At 47.5% G+C, this 23,357-nt stretch carries 26 protein-coding genes; 24 read left to right on the forward strand and 2 right to left on the reverse strand.

Annotated elements, in window-relative coordinates; genetic code table 11:
- Positions 1-298: 298 nt before the first annotated feature.
- The gene (locus NFS43_RS11225) at positions 299-829 is read right to left on the reverse strand and encodes a DUF2529 domain-containing protein (RefSeq protein WP_251551759.1); all 531 of its coding nucleotides are present in this window, start codon (positions 827-829) and stop codon (positions 299-301) included.
- Between the two features lie 239 nt (positions 830-1,068).
- On the opposite strand from NFS43_RS11225, the gene NFS43_RS11230 reads away from it, so the two are divergent.
- The 20 genes from NFS43_RS11230 to upp all read left to right on the forward strand — a co-directional run bounded on the left by NFS43_RS11230 (position 1,069) and on the right by upp (position 19,116).
- Positions 1,069-1,452, forward strand: coding sequence for a response regulator (locus tag NFS43_RS11230; protein WP_251551760.1), 384 nt, complete (start codon positions 1,069-1,071; stop codon positions 1,450-1,452).
- A 228-nt stretch (positions 1,453-1,680) separates the two neighbouring features.
- Complete coding sequence (locus tag NFS43_RS11235; protein WP_251551761.1) at positions 1,681-2,535, forward strand: class II fructose-bisphosphate aldolase; 855 nt, start codon at positions 1,681-1,683, stop codon at positions 2,533-2,535.
- Between the two features lie 146 nt (positions 2,536-2,681).
- Positions 2,682-3,332, forward strand: coding sequence for a fructose-6-phosphate aldolase (fsa, locus tag NFS43_RS11240; RefSeq protein WP_251551762.1), 651 nt, complete (start codon positions 2,682-2,684; stop codon positions 3,330-3,332).
- Between the two features lie 298 nt (positions 3,333-3,630).
- Positions 3,631-4,917, forward strand: coding sequence for a UDP-N-acetylglucosamine 1-carboxyvinyltransferase (locus NFS43_RS11245; RefSeq protein WP_251551763.1), 1,287 nt, complete (start codon positions 3,631-3,633; stop codon positions 4,915-4,917).
- 112 nt (positions 4,918-5,029) lie between these two features.
- Positions 5,030-5,989: a class II fructose-bisphosphatase gene (glpX, locus tag NFS43_RS11250; protein ID WP_251551764.1), complete on the forward strand. Its 960-nt coding sequence runs from the start codon at positions 5,030-5,032 to the stop codon at positions 5,987-5,989.
- Positions 5,990-6,311: 322 nt separating this feature from the next.
- Entirely contained in the window at positions 6,312-7,577 is a 1,266-nt protein-coding gene (rho, locus tag NFS43_RS11255) for a transcription termination factor Rho (RefSeq protein WP_251551765.1), read from the forward strand.
- A 173-nt stretch (positions 7,578-7,750) separates the two neighbouring features.
- Complete coding sequence (rpmE, locus tag NFS43_RS11260; RefSeq protein WP_251551766.1) at positions 7,751-7,957, forward strand: 50S ribosomal protein L31; 207 nt, start codon at positions 7,751-7,753, stop codon at positions 7,955-7,957.
- A gap of 251 nt (positions 7,958-8,208) precedes the next feature.
- Complete coding sequence (locus NFS43_RS11265; protein WP_251551767.1) at positions 8,209-8,820, forward strand: thymidine kinase; 612 nt, start codon at positions 8,209-8,211, stop codon at positions 8,818-8,820.
- A gap of 106 nt (positions 8,821-8,926) precedes the next feature.
- A complete protein-coding gene (locus NFS43_RS11270; RefSeq protein ID WP_251551768.1) occupies positions 8,927-9,430 on the forward strand; it encodes a hypothetical protein in 504 nt (167 codons plus the stop codon).
- Positions 9,431-9,724: 294 nt separating this feature from the next.
- On the forward strand, positions 9,725-10,798 hold the full coding sequence (prfA, locus tag NFS43_RS11275; RefSeq protein WP_251551769.1) for a peptide chain release factor 1: 1,074 nt from the start codon (positions 9,725-9,727) through the stop codon (positions 10,796-10,798).
- Positions 10,758-11,651, forward strand: coding sequence for a peptide chain release factor N(5)-glutamine methyltransferase (gene prmC, locus NFS43_RS11280; protein ID WP_277613936.1), 894 nt, complete (start codon positions 10,758-10,760; stop codon positions 11,649-11,651). Before prfA ends, prmC begins: the two co-directional genes overlap by 41 nt.
- A 152-nt stretch (positions 11,652-11,803) precedes the next feature.
- Positions 11,804-12,604 carry a stage II sporulation protein R gene (gene spoIIR, locus NFS43_RS11285; RefSeq protein ID WP_251551770.1) on the forward strand — a complete coding sequence of 267 codons (801 nt, stop codon included), beginning with the start codon at positions 11,804-11,806 and terminating at the stop codon, positions 12,602-12,604.
- 114 nt (positions 12,605-12,718) lie between these two features.
- Positions 12,719-13,165, forward strand: a complete 447-nt coding sequence (locus NFS43_RS11290; RefSeq protein WP_251551771.1) for a GNAT family N-acetyltransferase — start codon at positions 12,719-12,721, stop codon at positions 13,163-13,165.
- Between the two features lie 186 nt (positions 13,166-13,351).
- On the forward strand, positions 13,352-14,395 hold the full coding sequence (locus NFS43_RS11295; protein ID WP_251551772.1) for an L-threonylcarbamoyladenylate synthase: 1,044 nt from the start codon (positions 13,352-13,354) through the stop codon (positions 14,393-14,395).
- A 260-nt stretch (positions 14,396-14,655) separates the two neighbouring features.
- Positions 14,656-15,213: a manganese efflux pump MntP gene (locus NFS43_RS11300; RefSeq protein ID WP_251551773.1), complete on the forward strand. Its 558-nt coding sequence runs from the start codon at positions 14,656-14,658 to the stop codon at positions 15,211-15,213.
- Positions 15,214-15,329: 116 nt separating this feature from the next.
- Entirely contained in the window at positions 15,330-15,779 is a 450-nt protein-coding gene (locus NFS43_RS11305) for a low molecular weight protein arginine phosphatase (RefSeq protein ID WP_251551774.1), read from the forward strand.
- A 136-nt stretch (positions 15,780-15,915) separates the two neighbouring features.
- Entirely contained in the window at positions 15,916-16,362 is a 447-nt protein-coding gene (rpiB, locus tag NFS43_RS11310; RefSeq protein ID WP_251551775.1) for a ribose 5-phosphate isomerase B, read from the forward strand.
- Between the two features lie 19 nt (positions 16,363-16,381).
- Entirely contained in the window at positions 16,382-16,948 is a 567-nt protein-coding gene (locus NFS43_RS11315) for a TIGR01440 family protein (protein ID WP_251551776.1), read from the forward strand.
- Between the two features lie 129 nt (positions 16,949-17,077).
- On the forward strand, positions 17,078-18,319 hold the full coding sequence (gene glyA / locus NFS43_RS11320; RefSeq protein ID WP_251551777.1) for a serine hydroxymethyltransferase: 1,242 nt from the start codon (positions 17,078-17,080) through the stop codon (positions 18,317-18,319).
- 167 nt (positions 18,320-18,486) lie between these two features.
- Positions 18,487-19,116 carry a uracil phosphoribosyltransferase gene (gene upp / locus NFS43_RS11325; RefSeq protein ID WP_251551778.1) on the forward strand — a complete coding sequence of 210 codons (630 nt, stop codon included), beginning with the start codon at positions 18,487-18,489 and terminating at the stop codon, positions 19,114-19,116.
- Positions 19,117-19,454: 338 nt separating this feature from the next.
- Here the strand turns inward: upp and NFS43_RS24535 are convergent, their stop codons facing one another.
- Positions 19,455-19,667 carry a hypothetical protein gene (locus NFS43_RS24535; protein WP_338150602.1) on the reverse strand — a complete coding sequence of 71 codons (213 nt, stop codon included), beginning with the start codon at positions 19,665-19,667 and terminating at the stop codon, positions 19,455-19,457.
- Positions 19,668-19,829: 162 nt separating this feature from the next.
- Here NFS43_RS24535 and NFS43_RS11330 point away from each other — a divergent pair, with 162 nt between their 5' ends.
- The 4 genes from NFS43_RS11330 to atpB all read left to right on the forward strand — a co-directional run bounded on the left by NFS43_RS11330 (position 19,830) and on the right by atpB (position 23,301).
- Entirely contained in the window at positions 19,830-21,614 is a 1,785-nt protein-coding gene (locus tag NFS43_RS11330; RefSeq protein ID WP_338150601.1) for a S8 family serine peptidase, read from the forward strand.
- A gap of 349 nt (positions 21,615-21,963) precedes the next feature.
- Complete coding sequence (locus NFS43_RS11335) at positions 21,964-22,188, forward strand: AtpZ/AtpI family protein (protein WP_251551780.1); 225 nt, start codon at positions 21,964-21,966, stop codon at positions 22,186-22,188.
- 2 nt (positions 22,189-22,190) lie between these two features.
- Positions 22,191-22,565, forward strand: coding sequence for an ATP synthase subunit I (locus NFS43_RS11340; protein ID WP_251551781.1), 375 nt, complete (start codon positions 22,191-22,193; stop codon positions 22,563-22,565).
- A 22-nt stretch (positions 22,566-22,587) separates the two neighbouring features.
- Complete coding sequence (gene atpB / locus NFS43_RS11345; RefSeq protein ID WP_251551782.1) at positions 22,588-23,301, forward strand: F0F1 ATP synthase subunit A; 714 nt, start codon at positions 22,588-22,590, stop codon at positions 23,299-23,301.
- Positions 23,302-23,357: the final 56 nt, after the last annotated feature.

Consider the following 23,357-nt stretch of genomic DNA (forward strand, 5'->3'; position numbering starts at 1 on the left):
TGATGAAAAAGGCTAAAACTGTCTTTAAGAGCCTGGATAAAAGACAGTTGTAAAGGAAATAGAACTCGAACTGTCTTCAAGGGCCTGGATAAGAGACAGTTGTAAAGGAAATAGAACTCGAACTGTCTTCAAGAGCCTGGATAAAAGACACTTTCAAAGGGGATTACACATGAACTGTCCACAAGAGCGGTTATGGAAGACAACTATTCTGTTTGAGAAAACCAAACTGTCTACAAGCCCCGAAGAAACATAAACCCAGTGAAAACCCTGAAGCTTAAGCCCCGCAGCAGCAGGAATCCTACTCCTCATACTCCGCCAAAATCTCATCAATCGTAAACTTTAACCCGTAATAAACAAACAAAGCCGCCATAGAGGATGGGACACCGAACCGGCCGCCTGCCTCATCGGGGAGCAGCCCCTTGGTCAGCCGTAAATCAATATGGACATCCGCCATCTCAGCCAATCTTCCTGTCCCGTCATCGATATTCGAAGAAACCGCCACAAACGGGATATCTTGTTCCAGCAAAGCATCCGCCAGCGCCAGCGCCTCGCTATCATCTGAAGTCCGGGTGAACAACAGAACCCTGTCAGCATCCGTGAGCTCGGAAAGATTCGCAGTTGTCAGCTCTTTGGCCGAACCCATGGCCTCCGCACCCTCCAATGCCTCAGCAGGGACTGCCTTCATTTCTTTGGCGCCAAAAATATAAATGAAGCCATCGCCGGCAGCTGCCTGGGCCAACAGCCGCGCCCCGTCCTCAAAAGAGAACTCCTCATTCTCCGCTATCTTTTTAAACACACCCGACAATTGGGTAGTGAACATTTTTAACATAAATATCCTCCTTAACTAAACCCAAGCAAATGGCCTTTCAAAGCGGCACCAGCCGCAGCTGATCGCGCCGGAAACCCGCTTGCCGTACTAAATATTATAATCTTTTTCAGCAAAATACAAAAATGTGAGAGTTTCCACAAAATTACACATATACAGCAGGATTTTTTTTCTTTAAAGTAGAAGTAATACAAGGCATATAAAATCGTAAATAAAAACTCTATGAGGGTTGGGGTGGAAGTATGAAAGAGAAGATTTTGATTGTGGATGACCAATTTGGCATTCGAATATTACTGAATGAAGTGTTCAACAAAGAAGGATATCAAACCTTTCAGGCGGCCAATGGGATTCAGGCCCTCGATATTGTAAAAAAACATGCACCAGACCTTGTTCTGCTGGATATGAAAATTCCAGGCATGGACGGGATAGAAATTTTAAAACGAATGAAGGTCATTGATCCGGACATCCGCGTCATCATCATGACCGCTTACGGGGAATTGGACATGATCCAAGAGGCCAAAAACCTTGGGGCGATCACCCATTTTGCCAAACCATTTGATATTGATGACATTCGGGCGGCAGTCCGCAAAAATATGCCGCAAAAACCAACAATAGGGAAAAATTAACAAACAGTTAAAGGATAACGTTGGTTGCGCTTCCAATATGACAGTTTATAAAACACTGCGTCTTTATTAGCATTTCTCCTTTTGTTTTGATATGATACATATGTACTTTTGACTAGTTGGCTGTCTTTTTTGCACACGATACATAATCAGGAATAATGAGGGAAAAATGGTATGGAAAATCCCTTGTTTTAAAAAAAAGATGGCAACTGAATTTAAGGAGGAATAGAAATGCCTTTAGTTTCAATGACAGAAATGTTGAAAAAAGCGAAAGCAGAAGGCTACGCTGTTGGGCAATTCAATATTAATAACTTGGAATTTACCCAGGCTATTTTACAGGCAGCCCAAGAAGAAAATTCACCAGTAATTCTTGGTGTATCTGAAGGGGCAGGCCGTTATATGTCCGGCTTCAAAACAATTGTAAAAATGGTAGAGGGCTTAATGGAAGACTTAAACATCACCGTGCCTGTTGCCATTCACCTAGATCATGGTTCAAGCTTTGAAAAATGTAAAGAAGCGGTTGACGCTGGATTCACTTCCGTTATGATCGATGCTTCACACCATCCATTTGAAGAAAACGTAGCAATTACTTCTAAAGTAGTGGAATATGCTCATTCAAAAGGTGTTTCTGTTGAAGCGGAATTAGGAACAGTTGGCGGTCAAGAAGACGACGTTTCCGGCAGCATTATCTATGCTGATGCACAAGAGTGCGTAGAGCTTGTAAAACGCACGGGCATTGATACCCTTGCTCCTGCATTGGGATCTGTCCATGGCCCTTACAAAGGCGAGCCAAACTTGGGTTTCAAAGAAATGGAAGAAATCGGCAAACTAACAGGCCTTCCATTAGTACTTCACGGCGGAACTGGAATCCCAACAAAAGATATCCAAAAAGCCATTTCTTTAGGAACTTCTAAAATCAATGTCAATACTGAAAACCAAATTGTTTCTGCAAAGGTTGTCCGTCAAGTATTGGCTGAAAAACCAAACGAATATGATCCTCGTAAATACTTAGGACCAGCTCGCGATGCCATCAAAGAAACTGTGATCGGCAAAATCCGTGAATTCGGTTCTAACGGCAAGGCTTAATCTGCCTAACAGCATCTGACAAAAGCGACAACTGCTTTTGTCAGGTTTCTACAATGAAGATACTAGTAAACCGCCCTCTTTAAGGGGCGGTTTCAGTATGTTATCAGCTGACTGAAAATTTAGTCGAATTAGCAGGAGGGATTTTCGTGAAATTTTTTATCGATACTGCGAATTTGGAAGAAATTAAAGAGGCGTATGAACTTGGCTTGTTAGCAGGGGTTACTACAAACCCATCTCTTGTGGCAAAAGAAAAGGGAGTGTCCTTCCACGACCGCTTAAAAGAAATTACGGACCTTGTACCTGGTTCTGTCAGTGCGGAAGTCATCGCCCTTGATGCGGCAGGCATGATTAAAGAAGGAAAAGAGCTGGCTGCCATTGCGCCAAACATCACCGTTAAAATCCCGATGACCCCGGATGGCTTAAAAGCCGTTCATGCTTTATCACAAGAAGGAATCCAAACCAATGTGACGCTTATTTTTAACGCCAATCAAGCATTGCTGGCGGCGAGAGCTGGTGCAGCCTATGTTTCTCCATTCCTTGGCAGATTGGATGATATCGGCCAAAACGGCTTGGAATTAATTTCTACCATCGCTGAAATCTTTAACGTCCATGGTATTGAAACCGAAATCATTGCGGCCTCCATCCGCCATCCGATGCATGTAACAGAGGCGGCATTGCGGGGAGCCCATATTGCCACCATCCCATATAAAGTGTTGATGGGGTTGACGAAGCATCCGCTGACGGATAAAGGGATTGAAGCGTTCCTAAACGACTGGAAGTCCCGGGCAGAAGCTTAAATCCGTTAGTTTTTCCATTTTTGTGTAAATTTTTGTATGGGGGTACATGAAAATAAGGTTTTCGTGTAAACTATAAATTAGACATTCTGTCGGAATTTGGCCGTAAATGTTTGAAAAATTTACCTAAACTCTTCGCGGATTTGGCAATTTTTTAAAAAAAGCAATGGGCCCGGTTTGGAAGACGTATAGTTCATGTTCAAGTAGCCTATGATGAAAATAGATACAGCGCTTACTTGATAAGTAAGACGACCCATTCCAATCATTCATGATGCACACAGGCCATAGAAGGGAGTCGAAAATGGAAAAGCTAAAAATAGCGGGCGGATATCCGTTAAAGGGAACGGTCCGAATCAGCGGCGCCAAAAATAGTGCGGTCGCCTTGATTCCCGCCACCATTCTTGCAGAGTCACCGGTTACGATTGAGGGATTGCCGCATATCTCGGATGTGGAGATTTTAAAAGACCTTCTTGAAGAAATCGGCGGAAACGTACAGATTACAGAGGATGAAATGACGGTGGACCCGTCCACTATGATTTCCATGCCGCTGCCGAACGGTAAAGTGAAAAAATTGCGCGCCTCCTATTATTTAATGGGAGCGATGCTGGGACGGTTTAAAAAAGCAGTCATCGGACTGCCGGGCGGCTGCCATTTAGGGCCGCGGCCAATCGACCAGCATATTAAAGGCTTTGAAGCCTTGGGAGCCCAGATCACCAATGAACAGGGCGCGATTTATTTAAGGGCGGACGAGCTTCGCGGCGCAAGAATTTACCTGGATGTGGTCAGCGTAGGGGCGACCATCAATATAATGCTGGCAGCTGTCAGGGCCAAAGGGCGGACAATTATTGAAAATGCCGCAAAAGAACCGGAAATTATCGATGTGGCTACGCTGCTGACCAATATGGGGGCGAAAATCAAGGGTGCCGGAACGGATGTCATTCGGATTGACGGGGTCGACAGCCTGCATGGCTGCCGGCACACGATTATCCCGGACCGGATTGAGGCCGGAACCTATATGATTCTCGGCGCCGCCATGGGAGAGGGCGTGCTGATTGATAACGTGATTCCGCAGCATTTAGAATCATTGATTGCCAAGCTTCGGGAAATGGGCGTCCCAGTGGAAACGGCGGATGACCAAGTGTTCGTTGGCGGTGCCCAAAAGCTGAAATCGGTTGATATTAAAACACTGGTGTACCCTGGATTCCCAACGGACCTCCAGCAGCCGTTCACGACGCTTCTGACAAGGGCAGAAGGCTCCAGTGTCGTTACCGACACGATATATGGCGCCCGATTTAAACATATCGATGAGCTAAGGCGGATGAACGCGAATATCAAAGTCGAAGGACGATCGGCGATTATTAACGGTCCGGTTCAGCTTCAGGGAGCCAAGGTGAAGGCCAGCGACCTGCGGGCGGGGGCGGCACTGTTCATTGCCGGGCTGATGGCGGAAGGCGTTACCGAAGTGACGGGCCTTGAGCACATCGACCGCGGCTACAGCGATCTTGTCGAAAAATTAAATGGCCTCGGAGCGACCGTATGGCGGGAAGATCTCACAAAAGAAGAGGTTGAACAATTAAAAAACACCTAAGAATGCCGGGCTGATGGCGGCGCGACTGCATAGAACTGGACAAGCCAAAGAGATAGATAGAATCAGCATGTGGAGAGAACTGTTTGCAAAAGAGAAACGGGAGATGACACAAATGGAACGAAGTTTATCAATGGAGCTCATCCGGGTAACTGAGGGGGCAGCCCTTGCTTCTGCCAGGTGGATGGGCCGCGGGAAAAAGGACGAAGCGGACGGAGCAGCTACAACAGCGATGAGGAATGTATTTGATACCATTCCTATGAAAGGAACGGTCGTAATCGGTGAAGGGGAAATGGATGAGGCCCCGATGCTCTATATTGGGGAAAAACTTGGAAATGGTTATGGCCCCCGTGTGGATGTAGCAGTGGACCCGCTTGAGGGCACCAATATCTTAGCCTCCGGCGGCTGGAATGCGTTAGCGGTTGTGGCTGTTGCTGACCATGGAAACCTTCTCCATGCTCCAGATATGTATATGGAAAAAATCGCAGTCGGCCCTGAAGCGGTCGGCCAAGTGGATATCAATGCGTCTGTGCTCGATAATTTAAAAGCGGTTGCGAAGGCAAAAAACAAGGATATTGAAGATGTGGTGGCGATTGTGCTGAACCGCCCGCGCCATGAGCATATCATTCAGCAGCTTCGCGAAGCAGGGGCACGGATTAAGCTGATCAATGACGGTGATGTGGCAGGTGCCATCAATACGGCATTCGATAACACAGGCGTCGATATTCTATTTGGTTCCGGCGGTGCGCCAGAAGGGGTTCTTTCGGCTGTTGCCCTGAAATGCCTTGGCGGTGAAATCCTCGGGAAATTGCTGCCGCAAAGCGATGCCGAATTGGAACGATGCAAAAAAATGGGCTTGGATGTGAACCGGATCCTTCGAATGGAGGACTTGGTCAAAGGGGACGATGCGATTTTTGCGGCAACCGGCGTAACGGATGGCGAATTGCTGCGTGGTGTCCAGTTTAAAGGTTCGTACGGAACCACCCATTCGCTTGTTATGCGGGCCAAATCCGGTACCGTCCGGTTTATTGAAGGCCGCCACAGCTTGAATAAGAAACCTAATTTAGTATTATAGAAGATCAGGGTGTCGGGGGATTTGATCAGGTCCCCCCTGGTGCCCTGCTAAATGGTATATAGATACCCAAAGTTCAAACTCCCAAATCTCCCAGAGGAATCCCTTCGGAAATAATTTCCATCGAACAGAATCGGAAAAAATTTTGTTGATTATTTTTTTACTAAGAGGGTACAATAGAAATTGTTTTTATTATGCATCTTTTCTGCTATTTTATTCATTTCTTTTTCAACTTCTATCCCTCCTCTATTAAACAAACCTACATCATCTCCGGCTCAATGAAACAAGCGGATATGACGGAAAAATTTTAAGGCGTGGTGTACACATGGAATTGACAATTTCAAGTTTAGAAAATATGAAGCTGAAGGAGCTTTATGAGCTGGCGCGCGAGTATAAAGTGACCTATTACAGCAAATTGACCAAAAAAGAACTTATTTTCGCGATTTTAAAATCACGGGCAGAACAGCAAGGGTATTTCTTTATGGAAGGCGTCTTGGAGATCATCCAATCGGAGGGCTTTGGTTTCCTGCGCCCGATTAACTATTCTCCAAGTTCTGAGGATATTTATATTTCCGCATCGCAAATCCGCCGTTTCGACTTGCGCAACGGGGACAAGGTGTCTGGAAAAGTGCGTCCTCCAAAAGAAAATGAACGGTATTTCGGTCTGCTTCATGTTGAGGCCGTAAACGGGGAGGACCCGGAGTCAGCGAAGGAACGGGTTTATTTCCCGGCATTAACGCCGCTTTATCCAAACCGGATGATGAAATTGGAAACTACTCGGGAGAAGCTTTCTACCCGAATTATGGATTTGGTGGCGCCGGTCGGCTTTGGCCAGCGCGGATTGATCGTGGCGCCGCCTAAGGCTGGTAAAACGATGCTGTTAAAAGAAATTGCCAACAGCATTACGACCAACCATCCGGAAGTGGAGTTGATCATGCTGTTGATCGATGAGCGTCCGGAAGAGGTGACCGATATCGAACGGTCTGTTGCCGGCGATGTGGTCAGCTCAACGTTTGACGAGGTTCCGGAAAACCATATTAAGGTGGCGGAGCTCGTGTTAGACCGGGCGATGCGTTTGGTCGAACACAAGCGTGATGTCGTTATTCTGATGGATAGTATCACACGTTTGGCTCGTGCGTATAACCTGGTTATTCCGCCAAGCGGACGTACACTGTCTGGCGGTATTGACCCAGCGGCGTTCCACCGTCCGAAGCGTTTCTTTGGGGCGGCCCGGAATATTGAAGAGGGCGGCAGCTTGACGATTTTAGCGACGGCATTGGTTGATACGGGCTCACGGATGGATGACGTCATTTACGAAGAATTTAAAGGGACCGGCAACATGGAGCTTCATTTGGATCGTACACTCGCTGAGCGCCGGATTTTCCCTGCACTCGATATCCGCCGTTCTGGTACGCGGAAAGAGGAGCTGCTGATTCCGAAGGATCATCTGGATAAATTATGGGCCATGCGTAAATCAATGTCAGATTCTCCAGATTTTGCCGAGCGTTTCTTGAAAAAATTAAGACAAACGAAGTCGAATCAGGATTTCTTTGACCAAATCGGTGAAGAATTAAAAATGCGACGGTCTTAAGCGCCAAATAAAACGGGTATTCCTATAAATCCCAGCTTGAAAATGGCAGGGCACCCTGTTATAATGGGGTCAGTGTGTTTTTAGTTTTTTGATACCAAGTGCCTGTTTTTAAGACATGCACTTCACGATAACTCTGTTTCGAACATGATTCAGGGCGGAAGGAGATGAAAAGAATGAAAGCAGGAATTCATCCAAATTATAAAACAGTAACGGTGAGTTGCGCATGCGGCAACACTTTCGAAAGCGGATCAGTGAAAAACGAAATCCGTGTAGAAACTTGCTCTGAGTGCCATCCGTTCTATACTGGTCGTCAAAAATTCGCTGAAGCTGGCGGACGTGTTGACCGATTTAACAAAAAATACGGCCTTAAACAGCAATAATTGCGATAGAAACAGGCAAGCAGAAACCTACTTGCCTGTTTTTTATTTTGTGTGGGGAACAGGCCTACAGTGCAGTAACGCTTTACTCTGGCGGGGGACAGGCCCCCGCCAGAGTAAAGCGTTGCCGTAATGGGGGACAGGCCCCATACATGCTTTTGGGCCTAATCGATCATGATAAACTTATATGCGCAGCATACGATAAAATACTTAGAAAATTGTTAAGGGTTCGTAAGAGGAAGGAGACGCCGTTTATGTATTTAATGAAGCAAACTGGATGGGTCGAAGTTATCTGCGGCAGTATGTTTTCTGGCAAATCGGAGGAACTGATCCGCCGTGTTAAACGAGCACAATTTGCCAAGCAAAAAATTGCTGTGTTTAAGCCGAAAATTGATAATCGCTACAGCGATCAGTCTGTTGTATCCCATAATGGATCTTCCTTTCATGCGAGACCTATTTCCCATTCCATCGAGATTCTTCACCATGTAGAGGCGGAAACGGATATTATCGCAATAGATGAAGCGCAGTTTTTCGATGAGGGAATTGTCAGGGTTGTGCAGCAGCTGGCCAACAGCGGGCATCGGGTGATTCTGGCGGGACTCGACCAGGATTTCCGTGGCGAGCCGTTTGGACAAATGCCAGCCTTGATGGCGATTGCTGAATCAGTGACCAAACTGCAGGCGGTATGTACGGTGTGCGGCTCCCCGGCAAGCCGGACCCAGCGCCTGATTGACGGGCGTCCGGCATCCTACCATGACCCGGTCATTTTGGTAGGGGCTTCGGAAGCGTACGAACCGCGCTGCCGCCACCATCACGAGGTACCGCAAACTGCAGCCTATCGGCAGGCGGTCGAGGAAAACGTGTAGTTTAAAATGAGGTATCAGGATTATTTCTGATATCTTTTTTGTTGGAAAAATTTCACTGGAGCGGCAGGCGGCAGTTGCGGGCAAGATAGTAATGGAGGTGTAACGATTGAAAAAGTGGAGACTTTTCATGTTTTTCTTGCTATTGTTTGCAGCTGCCGGCTGCCAGGGAGATAAATCGGCGGACAATTCACTTTATGATTACCGCAACAATAACGAAAGTGCGCCGAAAATAAAAAACCGTGAGGACAATTCCGGAGTCCGTGATTTTACAAATGACCGCGGGAAAAATGAACAGCACCAAGTTGAAAATGATATGACGAACCAAAATCCAAACTTTCTTGACCTCAATCGAACAGGAAGCGGCAGCGAGGCCGGTGGAACGAACGAAGGAAACGACATCAACCAGGCAAAGCGGGTGATTGCCGATACAAATGAGTTTGTTACGGATTCTGTCTGGATCAATGGGGATAGAATGTGGGTGAAGGTTTATAAAAAAGGCATGCTGACAGACCGCCAAAAGGATGATGCTGAAGCGCGCCTGCACCGCAAACTTGTCCAAGCGCTGCCCCGCTACAATATTGAAGTAAAGGTCCAGGAAGACCGCCGATAAGCATGCTCTGTTTACCCAGGGCATGTTTTTTGTTGGAGGCTGCACTAAGATGCGGCTGATTTCCTGATATATGAAAATTTTTCCCGATATATGTCCGAAATTTCCTGATATAATGACTTTTTTGCTGATAAATTGGAATTTTTCCTGATATCCGATCTCAGAAGGCCCAAAAATTTTTTCTGCGAATTGGTTTTGACCTTGAAATGTTCCTATACTATAATTAGAATGTTATGGACTAAAAAAAGAACGTTTTTTTTTAACATAGATAAGCAAAAAAATATGAGGTGAAGAACTGTGTTCGATCGTTTGCAATCGGTCGAGGACCGCTACGAAAGATTGAATGAGCTTTTAAGCGATCCGGAGATCATCAATGATTCCAAAAAACTGCGTGAATACTCAAAAGAGCAGGCAGACCTACAAGAAACGGTAGCGGCGTACCGTGAATACAAGGATGCCAAATCCCAGCTTCAGGATGCCAAAGCGATGCTCGAGGAAAAGCTGGATGCGGAAATGCGCGAAATGGTAAAAGAAGAAATGCACGAACTGGAAGCGCAAATCGAAGAGCTGGAAGAGCGATTAAAGCTGCTTCTTATCCCGAAAGATCCGAACGATGACAAAAACGTTATCATGGAAATCCGCGGCGCAGCAGGCGGAGAAGAGGCCGCGTTGTTTGCGGGCACACTTTACCGGATGTACAGCCGCTATGCCGAAGCGCAGGGCTGGAAAACCGAAGTGATTGATGCTAATGAAACCGGTCTAGGCGGCTACAAGGAAATTATTTTTATGATTACCGGCCAAGGCGCGTTCTCTAAATTGAAGTATGAAAATGGCGCCCACCGTGTGCAGCGCGTACCGGAAACCGAGTCAGGCGGCCGGATCCATACATCCACAGCAACAGTGGCAGCCCTGCCGGAAGTGGAAGAATTCGATATTGAAATCAATGACAAAGATATCCGTTTCGATACGTTTGCATCGAGCGGCGCCGGCGGACAGAGCGTTAACACGACGATGTCAGCGGTCCGGTTGACCCATATTCCGACTGGCATTGTCGCAACCAGCCAGGACGAACGGTCCCAGCATAAGAACAAAGATAAAGCAATGAAGATCCTGCGTGCCCGGATTTACGACAAGTTCCAGCAGGAAGCCCAGGCGGAATACGATGAAGTCCGGAAATCAGCGGTTGGCTCCGGTGACCGTTCAGAGCGGATCCGTACCTACAACTATCCGCAAAACCGGGTAACCGACCACCGCATCGGCTTAACGATCCAAAAACTTGACCAAATCATCGAGGGCAAGCTGGATGAAATTATTGAGGCGCTGATTCTCGATGACCAAGCGAAACGATTGGAAAATGCCTCAAATGAGTAAAAAAGTGTTCGAAGCTCTGAAATGGGCTTCTTCTTTTTTAAAGGAACACGGCCGGGATGAGAATGCGGGGGAATTGCTGCTGCGGCATTTCTCCGGCATGCCGCGGGCCCAGCTGTTTGCGAATGTCCGCGAGGAGCTGGAAGCGCCGGTGTGGGAGTCGTTTGAGGCGGCTGTCCATGAACATGTCAGGGGGGTGCCGGTCCAATATATCATCGGCACGGAAGAGTTTTATGGGCGGACCTTTTCCGTCAATCCAGCGGTTTTGATTCCAAGGCCGGAAACGGAAGAGCTCGTTTATGGAGCCTTGCAAAGGATTGAGCGGCTTTTTGGGCAGCAGCAATTGAAGCTGGCCGACATTGGCACGGGCAGCGGGGCGATTGCGATATCGATGAAGCTGGAGGCTGCGTTTCTGGAGGTTTCGGGGACCGATATTGCTGAGGAGTCGCTGGCGGTGGCCCGCAGGAATGCGGAACAGTTGGGGGCAGATGTCCGCTGGATACAGGGGGATTTGCTGCAGCCGTTTATCGCAAGCGGAGAGAAACTGGAGATCGTAATGTCCAATCCGCCTTATATTCCTGTGGCGGACAAGTCTTGGATGTCAGAGGTTGTGACGGAGCATGAACCGCATCGGGCCCTGTTTGCGGGTGCTGACGGACTGGATTTTTACCGCCGGTTCATGATTGAATTGCCACAGGTTCTTGCTTCCCAATCCCTTGTTTGTTTCGAAATTGGTGCCGGGCAGGGGGAGGCGGCCGCTGAGCTGTTGCGCGGTACGTTTCCGAACGCAAAAGTGGAAGTAGTCAATGATATTAATGGCAAGGACCGGATGGTGTTTGCGGAGATCGGTTTTTAAAAAAGGATGGATGCAGGGTGTCCATTCTTTTTTTATAACGGAGATGCTGGTATCGAAATTTCTCGCCTCCCATTTGAAAAATAGTAAAATTTAATAGTTTAAGATTCTGGCATTCTGTCCACAATGAGGATAGGGAAGGGACGGTGCTAGAAATGAAAAGTAAAATGATTGTTTGGGCTTATTTAGTAGTTTTATCTTTTGCCACAATGGTAAATTTATATATGCCGAAAACCGAAGCCGCAGCAAAGGAGTCGATTGTCATTCCTGGGGAGGCCATCCGGCTGCGGATTTTGGCCAATAGTGATTTAGAGGAAGACCAACAACTCAAACGGAAGGTCCGCGATGCTGTAAACGCGCAAATCTCATTGTGGGTGCAAGACTTAACCTCGATGGAGCAAGCGAGATCGGTTATCCAATCGAAGCTGCCGGAAATCCAAGGAATTGCCGAAAATGTTGTCCGTGAGCAAAGGTCAGAGCAATCGGTGAATGTAGAGTTTGGCAAAGTGCAATTTCCAACAAAATTATATGGGCAATATTTATATCCAGCAGGCAAGTATCAGGCGATTTTAATTACATTGGGAAAAGGGGAAGGCGCCAACTGGTGGTGCGTCTTGTATCCTCCATTATGCTTCCTTGATTTCTCAAATGGGGTAGCAGTCGGCAAGGGCTTTGAAGAAAAAGAAACCGCTAAGGCCAAAAAGAAAGAGGAAGGCTCCGAAGCGCTAGCCAAACTAGTGGAAAAACAAGAGGAAAAAGAAAAGGATAAGGCAAAACAAGTAGAGAAGCTAACCAAAGCATCAAAAGAAAAAGAGTCAGACAAAGGAGAAACCAAAGCAGACAAAAAAACAGAGACCTCAAGCAAAAAGAAAGACCAGCCAGTATATGTCGCAGAAGACGAACAGCCGGTAAAAGTAAAATTCTTTATCGTCGACATGTGGAAGAAAATATTTTAACAGATTAAAGCGCTGGGGGACAGGCCCCCGCGCTTTAATCTGTTATAAAGGTTCTCATTCTCTCATTTCTATCATATTCATAGAGTAAAGTAGATTTGAATGGGGGAGTGCGGGATGCATCGGCTGATTCGCTGGGCGAGGCGGGATGATTTGGAGGGGGTAAGAGACTTTTTGACAAGGGCAAACCTCGGGACAGAGGGGCTAAATGAGGAAACGGCGGAAGGTTTTTTATTGATGGAGGATGAAAGCGGGAGATTAAAGGGAATATTAGGGATGGAAGTGTTTGAAGAGGAGGGGCTGCTGCGGTCGTTAGTCATTTCGCAAGGACAAGCTGAGCAGGACCTCTTCATTTTAATGGAACAAATGGTGAAGCTGGCAGCAGAAAAAGGCTTGAACAGCTTATTTCTAGCCACCAATAAACACGCAGCTATACCATTTTTTGAATGGATCGGTTTTCAACAGGTAGAGCAGGAAGAGTTGCCGCTCGAGTTATCCCGCTCCGAGCATATTCGACACTTACTCAGTGTGGATAACTCCTTGTTTTTGAAATATAAGCTCTAAGTTGTGGATATATTATCAAAGTTATCCACTTTTTCCATGAGTTTATACACAATTTGTGGATAAAACTTGTATTTATCCCCTGCTTCTTTTATACTTTCAAACGTACAAGGTGAAATAATAGAGTCAATAAGCCTAAATTCGTCATTTTTCGACTTATTGATTTTGGAATCAGTAAGGTGGATAACTATGAACACAAAAGTCTGGAAAGTGGATAACTATGTGGATAAATTGGAAAGTAATCCACAAATTGTGGATGCGGCAAGATTTTTGCAGGATAATGAAGTCGTCGCGATGCCAACGGAAACGGTATATGGTTTGGCGGGTAATGCAGAAAGCGACGCTGCTGTAAGCAAAATTTATGAGGCAAAAGGCCGTCCTGGGGATAACCCGTTAATTATTCATATAGCAGAGAAACAACAGCTCGAACCATTTGTTTTGGAGGTTCCAGAGAAGGCAGAGGCATTAATGGATGCGTTTTGGCCAGGACCCTTGACGATAATTTTTAAAAAGAAGCAAGGGGCTTTGTCGAAGACGGCGACAGCGGGACTTGATACGGTGGCGGTCAGGATGCCAAATCACCCGGTGGCTTTGGCGCTCCTGAAAAGGTGCGGACTGCCGATTGCGGCGCCGAGCGCCAATAGTTCGGGGAAACCGAGCCCGACGACAGCCAAGCATGTGTTGGATGATTTGCAAGGGAAAATCGCTGGTGTGCTGGATGGCGGAGCGACAGGTGTCGGTGTGGAGTCTACGGTTATTGACTGTACTGAACGGATTCCGGTGATTTTGCGGCCAGGCGGCGTGACTAAGGAACAGCTGGAAGCCGTGGTCGGAGAGGTATGGGTTGACCGGGCCTTGACCGATGAGCATGAAAAACCGAAGGCGCCGGGAATGAAATACACGCACTATGCGCCAAACGCACCGCTGTATTTAGTTTCAGGCACAAGGTCCTTTATCCAGCGGCTTGTGGACGAAAAGCAGCAAGCGGGATTGCGGGTTGGGATCCTGACGACGGAGGAGCATAAGGAAGAGTTTGCAGCTGACTTTGTGCTGGCCTGCGGGAAGCGGGCTGATCTTGAGACGATAGCGGCAGCTCTATATGACACCCTCCGCCGGTTCAACCAAATGGAAGTGGACATCATCTACAGCGAAATGTTCCCAACCGAAGGCGTCGGCCACGCCATCATGAACCGCCTGCAAAAAGCAGCCGGAAACAAAATCATCACCCAATAAGCGCCATCCCTCGTAAATGGGGGAACTGGTGCTTTTTTTGTGCAGGGAGCAAAGGGGGAAGTGGGGCCTGTCCCCCGCTAAATTAGCGCATTAACGTACCGGGGGACAGGCCCCCGCTGAAATGACGCATTAACGCACTGAGGGACAGGCCCCTGCTAAATGAATGCATTAACGCACCGGGGGACTGTCCCCAATTGGCGCTTCTAATTTGAGTTGGACGTGCATATGCTGAATTAGTTAGTCCAAGGGGGCGAGAGTGCATGTCTGATGTGATTGGAGAAGTTGTGACGTTGATGGTTATGGCAGCAGCACTGGGGATGGATGCGTTCTCGGTAGGTCTTGGAATGGGGATGTATAAGCTCCGGCTTAAGAGGATTTTTGTGATTGGCTTATCAATCGGGCTTTTTCATGTATTGATGCCGCTCGCTGGAATTTCTGCAGGGAAGTTTCTCTCTGAAAAATTCGGTTCATTTGCCTCGCTCATTGGCGGCTTGCTGCTCATCCTGTTAGGGCTGCAAATGATTTGGTCCAGTTTCAAGAGCGAGGAAGAAAAAGTGATAACCCCGGTGGGCTTTGGTCTGCTGATATTCGCCCTCAGCGTCAGCCTTGACAGCTTTTCGGTCGGATTGACGTTAGGGATATACGGGACAAAAACCGTTTTAGTCTTACTTTGCTTTGGAATCGCCGCCACCACGCTGACATGGGCCGGCCTGCTGCTCGGAAAAAAAGTGCGCGGCTGGATGGGGGTCTACAGCGAAGCGCTCGGCGGGGCAATCCTGCTCGCTTTTGGCATCAAATTGATGGCAATTTTATGGTAAAAACAAATAAAACTCCTCCACCTCCTATTCACCAGAAAATCTAAAAAAATGGGATGCATGGAACGATTAATATTTCAGCCAATTGTTATAAAATAAAGGAAAGGGAGGAAGATACCATGCAGCATATATTGTTCGTATGTACAGGAAACACATGCAGAAGTCCCATGGCAGAGGCCATTTTAAAAAACAAGAACATCAACGGCATTGAAGTAAAGTCCGCTGGCATTTATGCCGCAACCGGCAGTGATGCCTCCCCAAACGCCAAGCAGGTGCTGGCAAAAAATAAGATTGACCATCAACATCGATCCACCCTGCTGTCGAAGGCGGAGGCAGACTGGGCAGATCTCATTTTAACCATGACCACATCCCACAAATTTGCCATTCAGCAGCAATATCCCGAAGCCATTCACAAGGTTTATACCTTAAAGGAATTCACCGGTGCGGATTTCAACCAGGATGTCATAGACCCTTTTGGCGGCTCCGTAGAAGTGTACGAGAAAACCTTTCAAGAGCTGAACCGGCTAATCGACAAGGCGCTGGAAAAAATAGCTGGCGAAAAAGCATAATCTAAAAAAGCAGTAGAAACCTGCCAAATTCAAGCTCTCTTTCAATAGAGGGCTTTTTTGTTTGCATTTAACTTTATATTTTGATAAGGGTATGTCAAAATTAAAGGCAGATTGTACTTGTTGAGGAGGATTTTACATGAAAGTGGCTTTAGCTTCTGACCATGGCGGCGTGAATATCCGCAAGGAAATCGCCAGCCTGATGGATGAATTAAACATTGAATACGTCGATTTTGGCTGTGACTGCACTACCTCTGTTGATTACCCGGATTACGCTCTGCCTGTTGCTGAAAAAGTAGCCAGCGGCGAGTTCGACCGGGGCATCTTAATTTGCGGCACCGGAATCGGCATGACAATTGCGGCGAACAAAGTAAAGGGCATCCGCTGCGCGCTCTGCCATGATACTTTTAGCGCAAAAATGACCCGCGCCCACAATGACTCAAACATCCTGGCGATGGGCGAACGCGTCATTGGACCGGGACTTGCCAGAGAGATCGCCCAGATTTGGCTGACCGAAGAATTCGAAGGCGGCCGTCATGCCAATCGTGTCGGCAAAATCTCCGACTACGAGGAAAAGCACCTATAGAAAGCCAGGTGGATGAAACATGATTCACGAATGGGAAAAACAATTGCAAGCCGTGTTAACCGAATTTAATGAGCAGGCATCTTTAAGGCCAGGCCAGCTGCTGGTAGTGGGCTGCAGCACGAGCGAAGTAGCTGGAGCAAAGATTGGAACTGCTGGAACGATGGAAGCAGCCGAAATGATTTTTAAAGGCTTAAAAAAATTTCAGGCAGAAACAGGGATCCAGCTTGCCTTTCAGTGCTGCGAGCATTTGAATCGTGCCCTCGTGATCGAACGTTCCGTTGCCGAGCAGCGCGGCTATGAAGAGGTGACGGTGGTTCCCGTTCGAAACGCAGGCGGGGCTATGGCCGCCTATGCCTACCGCCATATGGCCGAGGCCGCCGTGGTGGAAACGATTAAGGCGGACGCCGGCATCGATATCGGCAGCACTTTGATTGGCATGCATCTGAAACCTGTTGCCGTTCCGGTCCGTGCCAAGCAGAAAACTGTCGGCGGGGCTTACGTGACCTTGGCGAAGTCAAGACCGAAACTTATTGGGGGTTCACGGGCAGTTTATATGGTTAATGACGAAAATTCTAGCTGTAACTAGCTTAGAATGTTCGGTTTTTAGTTTAAATCTGAATTTTCTGTCATCGCTATTTTTCGGAAAAACATGCTACAATAAAAAAGGAAATTTTCAAATAGTTTCGGATGCGAACATACTTAAAGGGGGATTACCATGAAGCATTTGTCACAGATGGACGAGCAAGTTTTTCAAGCAATTCAACAAGAACTAGGCCGTCAGCGTGCTAAAATCGAACTAATTGCCTCAGAAAACTTTGTCAGTGAAGCAGTAATGGAGGCCCAGGGCTCCGTTTTAACGAACAAATATGCAGAAGGTTATCCGGGACGCCGTTATTATGGCGGCTGTGAATACGTGGACGTGGTCGAGGATTTGGCCCGTGACCGTGCCAAACAAATTTTTGGAGCAGAGCATGTCAATGTGCAGCCTCATTCCGGTGCCCAGGCCAATATGGCGGTTTACTTTACCATTCTAGAGCAGGGTGACACCGTCCTCGGCATGAATTTATCTCATGGCGGCCACTTGACCCATGGCAGCCCCGTAAACTTTAGCGGTGTTCAATATAACTTTGTGGAGTATGGCGTCGATCAAGAAACGCACCGCATTGATTATGAAGATGTACGCGCCAAAGCGCTTGAGCACAAGCCAAAGCTGATCGTAGCCGGTGCCAGCGCCTACCCGCGTGAAATTGATTTCGCCAAGTTCCGCGAGATTGCCGATGAGGTTGGCGCCTGCCTTATGGTTGATATGGCCCACATTGCAGGGCTGGTTGCCGCAGGCTTGCATCAAAGCCCGGTTCCTTACGCTGATTTTGTCACCACCACGACGCATAAAACATTGCGTGGACCGCGCGGCGGCATGATTTTATGCAAAGAAGAGTTCGGCAAAAAAATCGATAAAGCCATTTTCCCTGGCATCCAAGGCGGCCCATTGATGCATGTGATCGCTGGAAAAGCGGTGGCCTTCGGTGAGGCATTAACCGAGGAATTTAAAGAATATGCCGGAAAAATTGTCGCTAACGCGAAACGTTTGGCGGAGAGCCTGCAAAAAGAGGGCATTACGCTTGTTTCCGGCGGCACGGATAATCACTTGCTGTTAATCGACTTGCAAACTCTTGGCCTAACAGGAAAAGTGGCTGAAAAAGTGCTTGATGATATCGGCATCACAGTGAACAAGAATACCATTCCATACGATCCGCAAAGCCCATTCATTACCAGTGGCATCCGGATTGGCACGGCTGCTGTTACGACCCGCGGCTTCGGGTTAGAGGAAATGGACGAAATTGCGTCAATCATCGCATTTACGCTGAAGAATCATGAAGACGAGGCGAAATTGGACCAAGCCCGCGCCCGTGTGGATGCGTTAACGAGCAAATTTCAATTATACCCTGAATATTAGAATAATCCATCAAAGAATCGGTCTTACTAGAGGGTAGGGCCGATTTTTTTGAAAAATGAAACTTGTGGAAAGATGCGTTGTCTTTAGTTGCTCTATGTGGCGTTTTTCTGTAAAATGAGACGAAGTGTAATTGTGGGTAAAATTTTTTATAAAAAGGGGCGATCATTTTGGCAAAGGTATACGTCTTTGACCATCCGCTGATCCAGCATAAACTGACTTACATACGTGATAAGCATACGGGAACAAAGGATTTCCGTGAATTGGTTGATGAAGTGGCAACTTTGATGGCGTTCGAAATCACACGGGACATGCCGCTTGAGGAAACGGAAATTGAAACACCTGTCAGTGTAACGAAATCGAGGGTTCTGTCCGGGAAAAAGATCGGTATCGTGCCGATTCTTCGTGCCGGCATCGGCATGGTGGATGGCATTTTAAAATTAATCCCGGCTGCGAAGGTGGGCCATATCGGTTTGTACCGTGATCCGGAAACCCTGCAACCGGTGGAATATTATGTGAAGCTCCCTAGCGATGTGGAAGAGCGTGATTTCATCGTGGTAGACCCGATGCTGGCAACAGGCGGTTCTGCGATTGAAGCGATTCATGGCTTGAAGAAGCGCGGCGCGAAAAATATCAAATTTATGTGTTTGATTGCGGCTCCAGAGGGTGTGGAAGCTGTTAAAACGGCTCATCCGGATGTGGATATTTATATTGCGGCATTGGATGAGAAATTAAATGATCACGGCTATATTGTCCCAGGATTGGGCGATGCCGGCGACCGGTTGTTTGGAACAAAATAGCGATACTTTGAGCCAGGCTTGATGCCTGGCTTTTTGTATGGAATTTAGAGGAAGTGCCGGTAAAAGGGGGAAAACGGTTGATAAAGGTTGTACAAGTGCCGGAAAACCCAGATAAAGCGCCGATAAAATTGTGAACTCCGCCGGTAAATGAGTAAAAATGTTGATAGTCCAAATAGTCAACATCGCTTCTTAAAAATTCCCCCGCATACTTTCCTATAGAGTGGAAAACCCTAAACAAAAAGGGGAATTTTCGCATGAAACTGTTACTGGCAATCATACTTGCTCTCCAAACGGCAAACCTCGCTGCCATCAACCCGCCCATCTCCATAAAAAAACCCTTAGTCCACCCGCCCATTCCCAAACAAACGAAGGACACCGTCGCCATCATCACACTCGACAGGCCCCAATCCGAGCAGGCCATCCAGCAGCTCATCAAACCCTATAAAAACATCAAACTGCGCCGGGTCTTCCGAGAAGCCATCGACGGCTTCTCCGTCCAAGGCCCGCCAGACGCCATAGCACAACTCGCTGGCCAAAAGCCCATCCTTCATGTTTCACCAGTCAACGAATACAAGGCTGAAGCCGAGGAAAGCGTCAAAATCATTGGGGGCGAAACCGTCCGCGGCTTTTTCGACCAAAACAACCAACGGCTGACCGGAAGAGGCGTAACCGTCGCCGTCATCGACACCGGTGTCGACTACACCCATCCCGACCTGAAACGGAACTATGGCGGCGGCCATGACCTCGTCGATAACGACCAGGATCCGATGGAAACCCTCACCCCTGGAAGAGCCACCCTCCACGGCACCCATGTGGCCGGCATCATCGCTGCCAATGGTAAAATAAAAGGCGTGGCACCCGAGGCCAAAATTATTGCCTACCGGGCGCTCGGACCGGGCGGCGCGGGCTCCACGGAGCAAGTCCTCGCCGCCATCGAACAGGCGATCAAAGACAAGGTCGATATCATGAATCTCTCACTCGGCAACAGCGTCAATGGCCCCGATCTCCCGATAAGCATGGCGTTGAACCGCGCCGTTGAAAGAGGAATCGTGGCTGTGGCAGCATCAGGGAATTCCGGCCCCGACATTTGGACCGTCGGCTCACCAGGCACAGCCTCCAAAGCCATATCCGTCGGGGCCTCCACCCCCGTGCAGAAAATCCCGTTCTTGAAAGTGGCAGGGATTCGCGAAAAATTCCGGATTCAGCCGTTGGAAGGTTCGGACGACTGGCAGCTGGACCGCTCCTTGGACCTCGTAGACGGGGGGATCGGCCGAAAAGAGGATATTCCCAATGCCGAAGGGAAAATGGTCCTGATCAGGCGGGGGACATTGACTTTTTCTGAAAAAGCGGAAAACGCCCGCAAGGCAGGGGCGCGGGCTGTCATCATCTACAATAATTTAGGCGGCAGCTTCATCGGAAACCTCGAATCACCCGTGGCCATTCCAGTCGGGGCCCTTTCAAAGCGTGACGGGGAATACCTCCACAAACGTCTCGCCAAGCAGGGTGCCGTTGCGAGAGTGGAAGTAGCCGAGGAACAGGATTTGATGGCAGAATTCAGTTCCCGCGGCCCGGTCACCGATAGCTGGGAAATTAAGCCAGACATTGTGGCGCCAGGGGTGGCGATCCAATCGACCATCCCGGGCGGCTACCTATCGCTGCAGGGCACAAGCATGGCGGCGCCGCATATTGCCGGGGCATGCGCGTTAATCAAGCAAGCCCACCCGGACTGGCGTCCTGAACAAGTCAAGGCGGCACTCATGAATACGGCCAAGCCCCTGATCAAAAGCGGCAGCAACGAGGAAAAAAGCAGGCATGCAGAAGGCGCCGTGTACCACACCTACGAGCAGGGAGCGGGCCGCGTTCAAGTCGATCGCGCTGTTCGAACGGCGTCCCTTGTCACGCCTGGCAGCCTGCGATTCGGCAAGTTTTCCGATGAAAAACACTTGCGGAGCGCAAAAGTGAAGGTGGAAAATGTCAGCGGCAAGATCCAGAGGTATACATTTTTCATTCCGCCAAAGGAAGACGGACTCTATTGGAAGCTGCCGCTGTCCTTTTCGCTGAAACCGCACGAGTCCAAGGAGGTTGCCATCGAATTAACGGTGGACCCGAAGGAGTTTAAGAGAAAGCTTCATGATGGCTATTTAACGCTAAATGCTGGCGGAACCGATATTCATATCCCCTATTTATATGTCTTGGAGGAACCTGGTTATCCAAGGGTCATGGGATTTGATTTCGCTCAAGGCGACCAGCCGGGGCATTATCATTACGAGGTGTATCTGCCGGGAGGAGCGGACGAATTTGGCATCGCCTTATTCGACCCAGGTGATTACCGGTTTATGGGATTTCTGGAAACCCGGACAAATGTCGATAAGGGATTAATCCGTATGGATCTCCCCCCTGACAGGCTGCCTGATGCAGGGACCTATCTTGTGAAGGTGTTTGCCAAAAAAGCAGGCAAGGAGGATTTTACGGAAGGCATGATTACGATCGAAAAATAAATGGCGGCCCCCCGTGTGAAGGGGCCGCCATTTATTTTTTTCTTCTATAATAAAAGTTCATAAAATTGTACCATTTGTACAATCGAAACGTTCACAAAATGGACACAAATTAAACATAATTTCTTCACAGAATAAAATACAATAAAAGTGTAAAATAAAAGGATTAATTGGAAAAGAATGCTGTTTAATTGCCCCAAATTCATTGACATTGACAGGGGGCTATTGTATGCTTACATGGGGTGTAAATGATAAGGTTTTCAATGGAAAAAATCTTTATCTAAACATAGTTTTTTCATGCCCTAAGTGTGTACTTTTTTAGCATTCTCTCATGGTGAGGATGTGATGGGAAATGCAACAAAATAACCGCAATCCTTTCCAAGCGATGGCACTTATGTCCGCCATTGTCTCCCAATTAGTAGGTTCCATTCTGATAGGTATTTTCTCTGGGAGATGGCTTGATCGGCACTGGGGAACAGAACCAATTTTCTTAATAATCGGACTGCTCGCCGGTCTTGCTGCAGGTACATATTCTATGCTCCGTACAATCCGCCATTTTTATTCAGGAGAAAAATAATAATGCCAGATTTCAGAACAATGTTCAACAGGCAGCGCAAATGGATGTTTTACCTAATGTCCATTTACGTCCTTGGCTGGGGGTTCACATCTTATCAAACAATCTTCCTAGGATTAATTCTTGGGACATGCTTCGGTTACCTGAATCTATGGATGCTGGTGAGAAAGACTGAGAGTTTTGATAAAAAGGTTTCGCAGGGCAAAAAACCCCGTTCCCTTGGATCGCTCTCGAGAATGGCCATGGCTGGCATTGCCGCCCTGATTGCCTTAAGGTATCCCGATCAATTTAATATGATTAGTTTAGTAATAGGACTAATGACATCCTATATTGTCATTATGATAGATTATTTTTATCACGCAGTGAATCAACATAAGTGATTGGGAAGAGAGGTGAGTATACATGAATCACGAAGCTCCAGTGGTAGAATTTTTGGGTCTATATTTTAACCTTGCTAATGTCTTGATGATCACAGTGGCAAGTGCCATTGTTTTTCTGATTGCCGTCCTTTCCACCCGCAAACTCGCTTTGCAGCCTGCAGGAATGCAGAACTTCATGGAATGGGTGATGGACTTTGTCAAAGGGGTCATCAACAGCACCATGGATTGGAAAGAAGGCGGGAGATTCCATATTCTTGGACTGACACTGATAATGTATATTTTTGTATCCAATATGTTAGGCCTACCGTTTGCTGTTGTGCTTGATGGCAATCTATGGTGGAAATCGCCAACGGCCGATCCGACCATAACATTGACCTTAGCCGTTATGATTTTAGGATTGACCCATTATTATGGAATCAAACTAAAAGGCACAAAAGAGTATACCGCAGGATTCTTTAGTCCAATGAAGTTCTTGTTCCCATTGAAAATCATCGAGGAATTCGCCAATCCGCTGACGCTTGGTTTGCGTCTTTACGGAAACATTTATGCCGGTGAACTTTTGCTTTCATTATTAGCAGGGGGATTAGCGCACCAAGGGATTGTTGGCACCATTGCCGCCATTCCGCTGACGCTGGCATGGCAGGGATTTTCTATTTTCGTAGGCACGATCCAAGCCTACATATTCACTATGTTAACAATGGTTTATATGGCTCATAAAGTGAGTCACGACCATTAATAAAACCGTTCATTCTTATGAACAATTTTTAAAAAAATATATATTTTTATACATTT

The organism is Neobacillus muris (assembly GCF_943193175.1).
Classification (GTDB): domain Bacteria; phylum Bacillota; class Bacilli; order Bacillales; family Cytobacillaceae; genus Neobacillus; species Neobacillus muris.

Coding starts and splice junctions, on each gene's coding strand:
- NFS43_RS24535 (WP_338150602.1), bottom strand. CDS start 19,667: ATGAAGGATGGGCTTTTGGCCAGCGAGTTGTGCTATGGCGTCTGGCGG.
- NFS43_RS11340 (WP_251551781.1), top strand. CDS start 22,191: ATGCCAGATTTCAGAACAATGTTCAACAGGCAGCGCAAATGGATGTTT.
- NFS43_RS11315 (WP_251551776.1), top strand. CDS start 16,382: ATGATTCACGAATGGGAAAAACAATTGCAAGCCGTGTTAACCGAATTT.
- NFS43_RS11335 (WP_251551780.1), top strand. CDS start 21,964: ATGCAACAAAATAACCGCAATCCTTTCCAAGCGATGGCACTTATGTCC.
- glpX (WP_251551764.1), top strand. CDS start 5,030: ATGGAACGAAGTTTATCAATGGAGCTCATCCGGGTAACTGAGGGGGCA.
- NFS43_RS11305 (WP_251551774.1), top strand. CDS start 15,330: ATGCAGCATATATTGTTCGTATGTACAGGAAACACATGCAGAAGTCCC.
- atpB (WP_251551782.1), top strand. CDS start 22,588: ATGAATCACGAAGCTCCAGTGGTAGAATTTTTGGGTCTATATTTTAAC.
- rpmE (WP_251551766.1), top strand. CDS start 7,751: ATGAAAGCAGGAATTCATCCAAATTATAAAACAGTAACGGTGAGTTGC.
- NFS43_RS11300 (WP_251551773.1), top strand. CDS start 14,656: ATGTCTGATGTGATTGGAGAAGTTGTGACGTTGATGGTTATGGCAGCA.
- glyA (WP_251551777.1), top strand. CDS start 17,078: ATGAAGCATTTGTCACAGATGGACGAGCAAGTTTTTCAAGCAATTCAA.
- rho (WP_251551765.1), top strand. CDS start 6,312: ATGGAATTGACAATTTCAAGTTTAGAAAATATGAAGCTGAAGGAGCTT.
- spoIIR (WP_251551770.1), top strand. CDS start 11,804: ATGAAAAGTAAAATGATTGTTTGGGCTTATTTAGTAGTTTTATCTTTT.
- NFS43_RS11225 (WP_251551759.1), bottom strand. CDS start 829: ATGTTAAAAATGTTCACTACCCAATTGTCGGGTGTGTTTAAAAAGATA.
- NFS43_RS11230 (WP_251551760.1), top strand. CDS start 1,069: ATGAAAGAGAAGATTTTGATTGTGGATGACCAATTTGGCATTCGAATA.
- NFS43_RS11265 (WP_251551767.1), top strand. CDS start 8,209: ATGTATTTAATGAAGCAAACTGGATGGGTCGAAGTTATCTGCGGCAGT.
- rpiB (WP_251551775.1), top strand. CDS start 15,916: ATGAAAGTGGCTTTAGCTTCTGACCATGGCGGCGTGAATATCCGCAAG.
- NFS43_RS11295 (WP_251551772.1), top strand. CDS start 13,352: ATGAACACAAAAGTCTGGAAAGTGGATAACTATGTGGATAAATTGGAA.
- NFS43_RS11235 (WP_251551761.1), top strand. CDS start 1,681: ATGCCTTTAGTTTCAATGACAGAAATGTTGAAAAAAGCGAAAGCAGAA.
- NFS43_RS11290 (WP_251551771.1), top strand. CDS start 12,719: ATGCATCGGCTGATTCGCTGGGCGAGGCGGGATGATTTGGAGGGGGTA.
- prmC (WP_277613936.1), top strand. CDS start 10,758: ATGACCAAGCGAAACGATTGGAAAATGCCTCAAATGAGTAAAAAAGTG.
- NFS43_RS11245 (WP_251551763.1), top strand. CDS start 3,631: ATGGAAAAGCTAAAAATAGCGGGCGGATATCCGTTAAAGGGAACGGTC.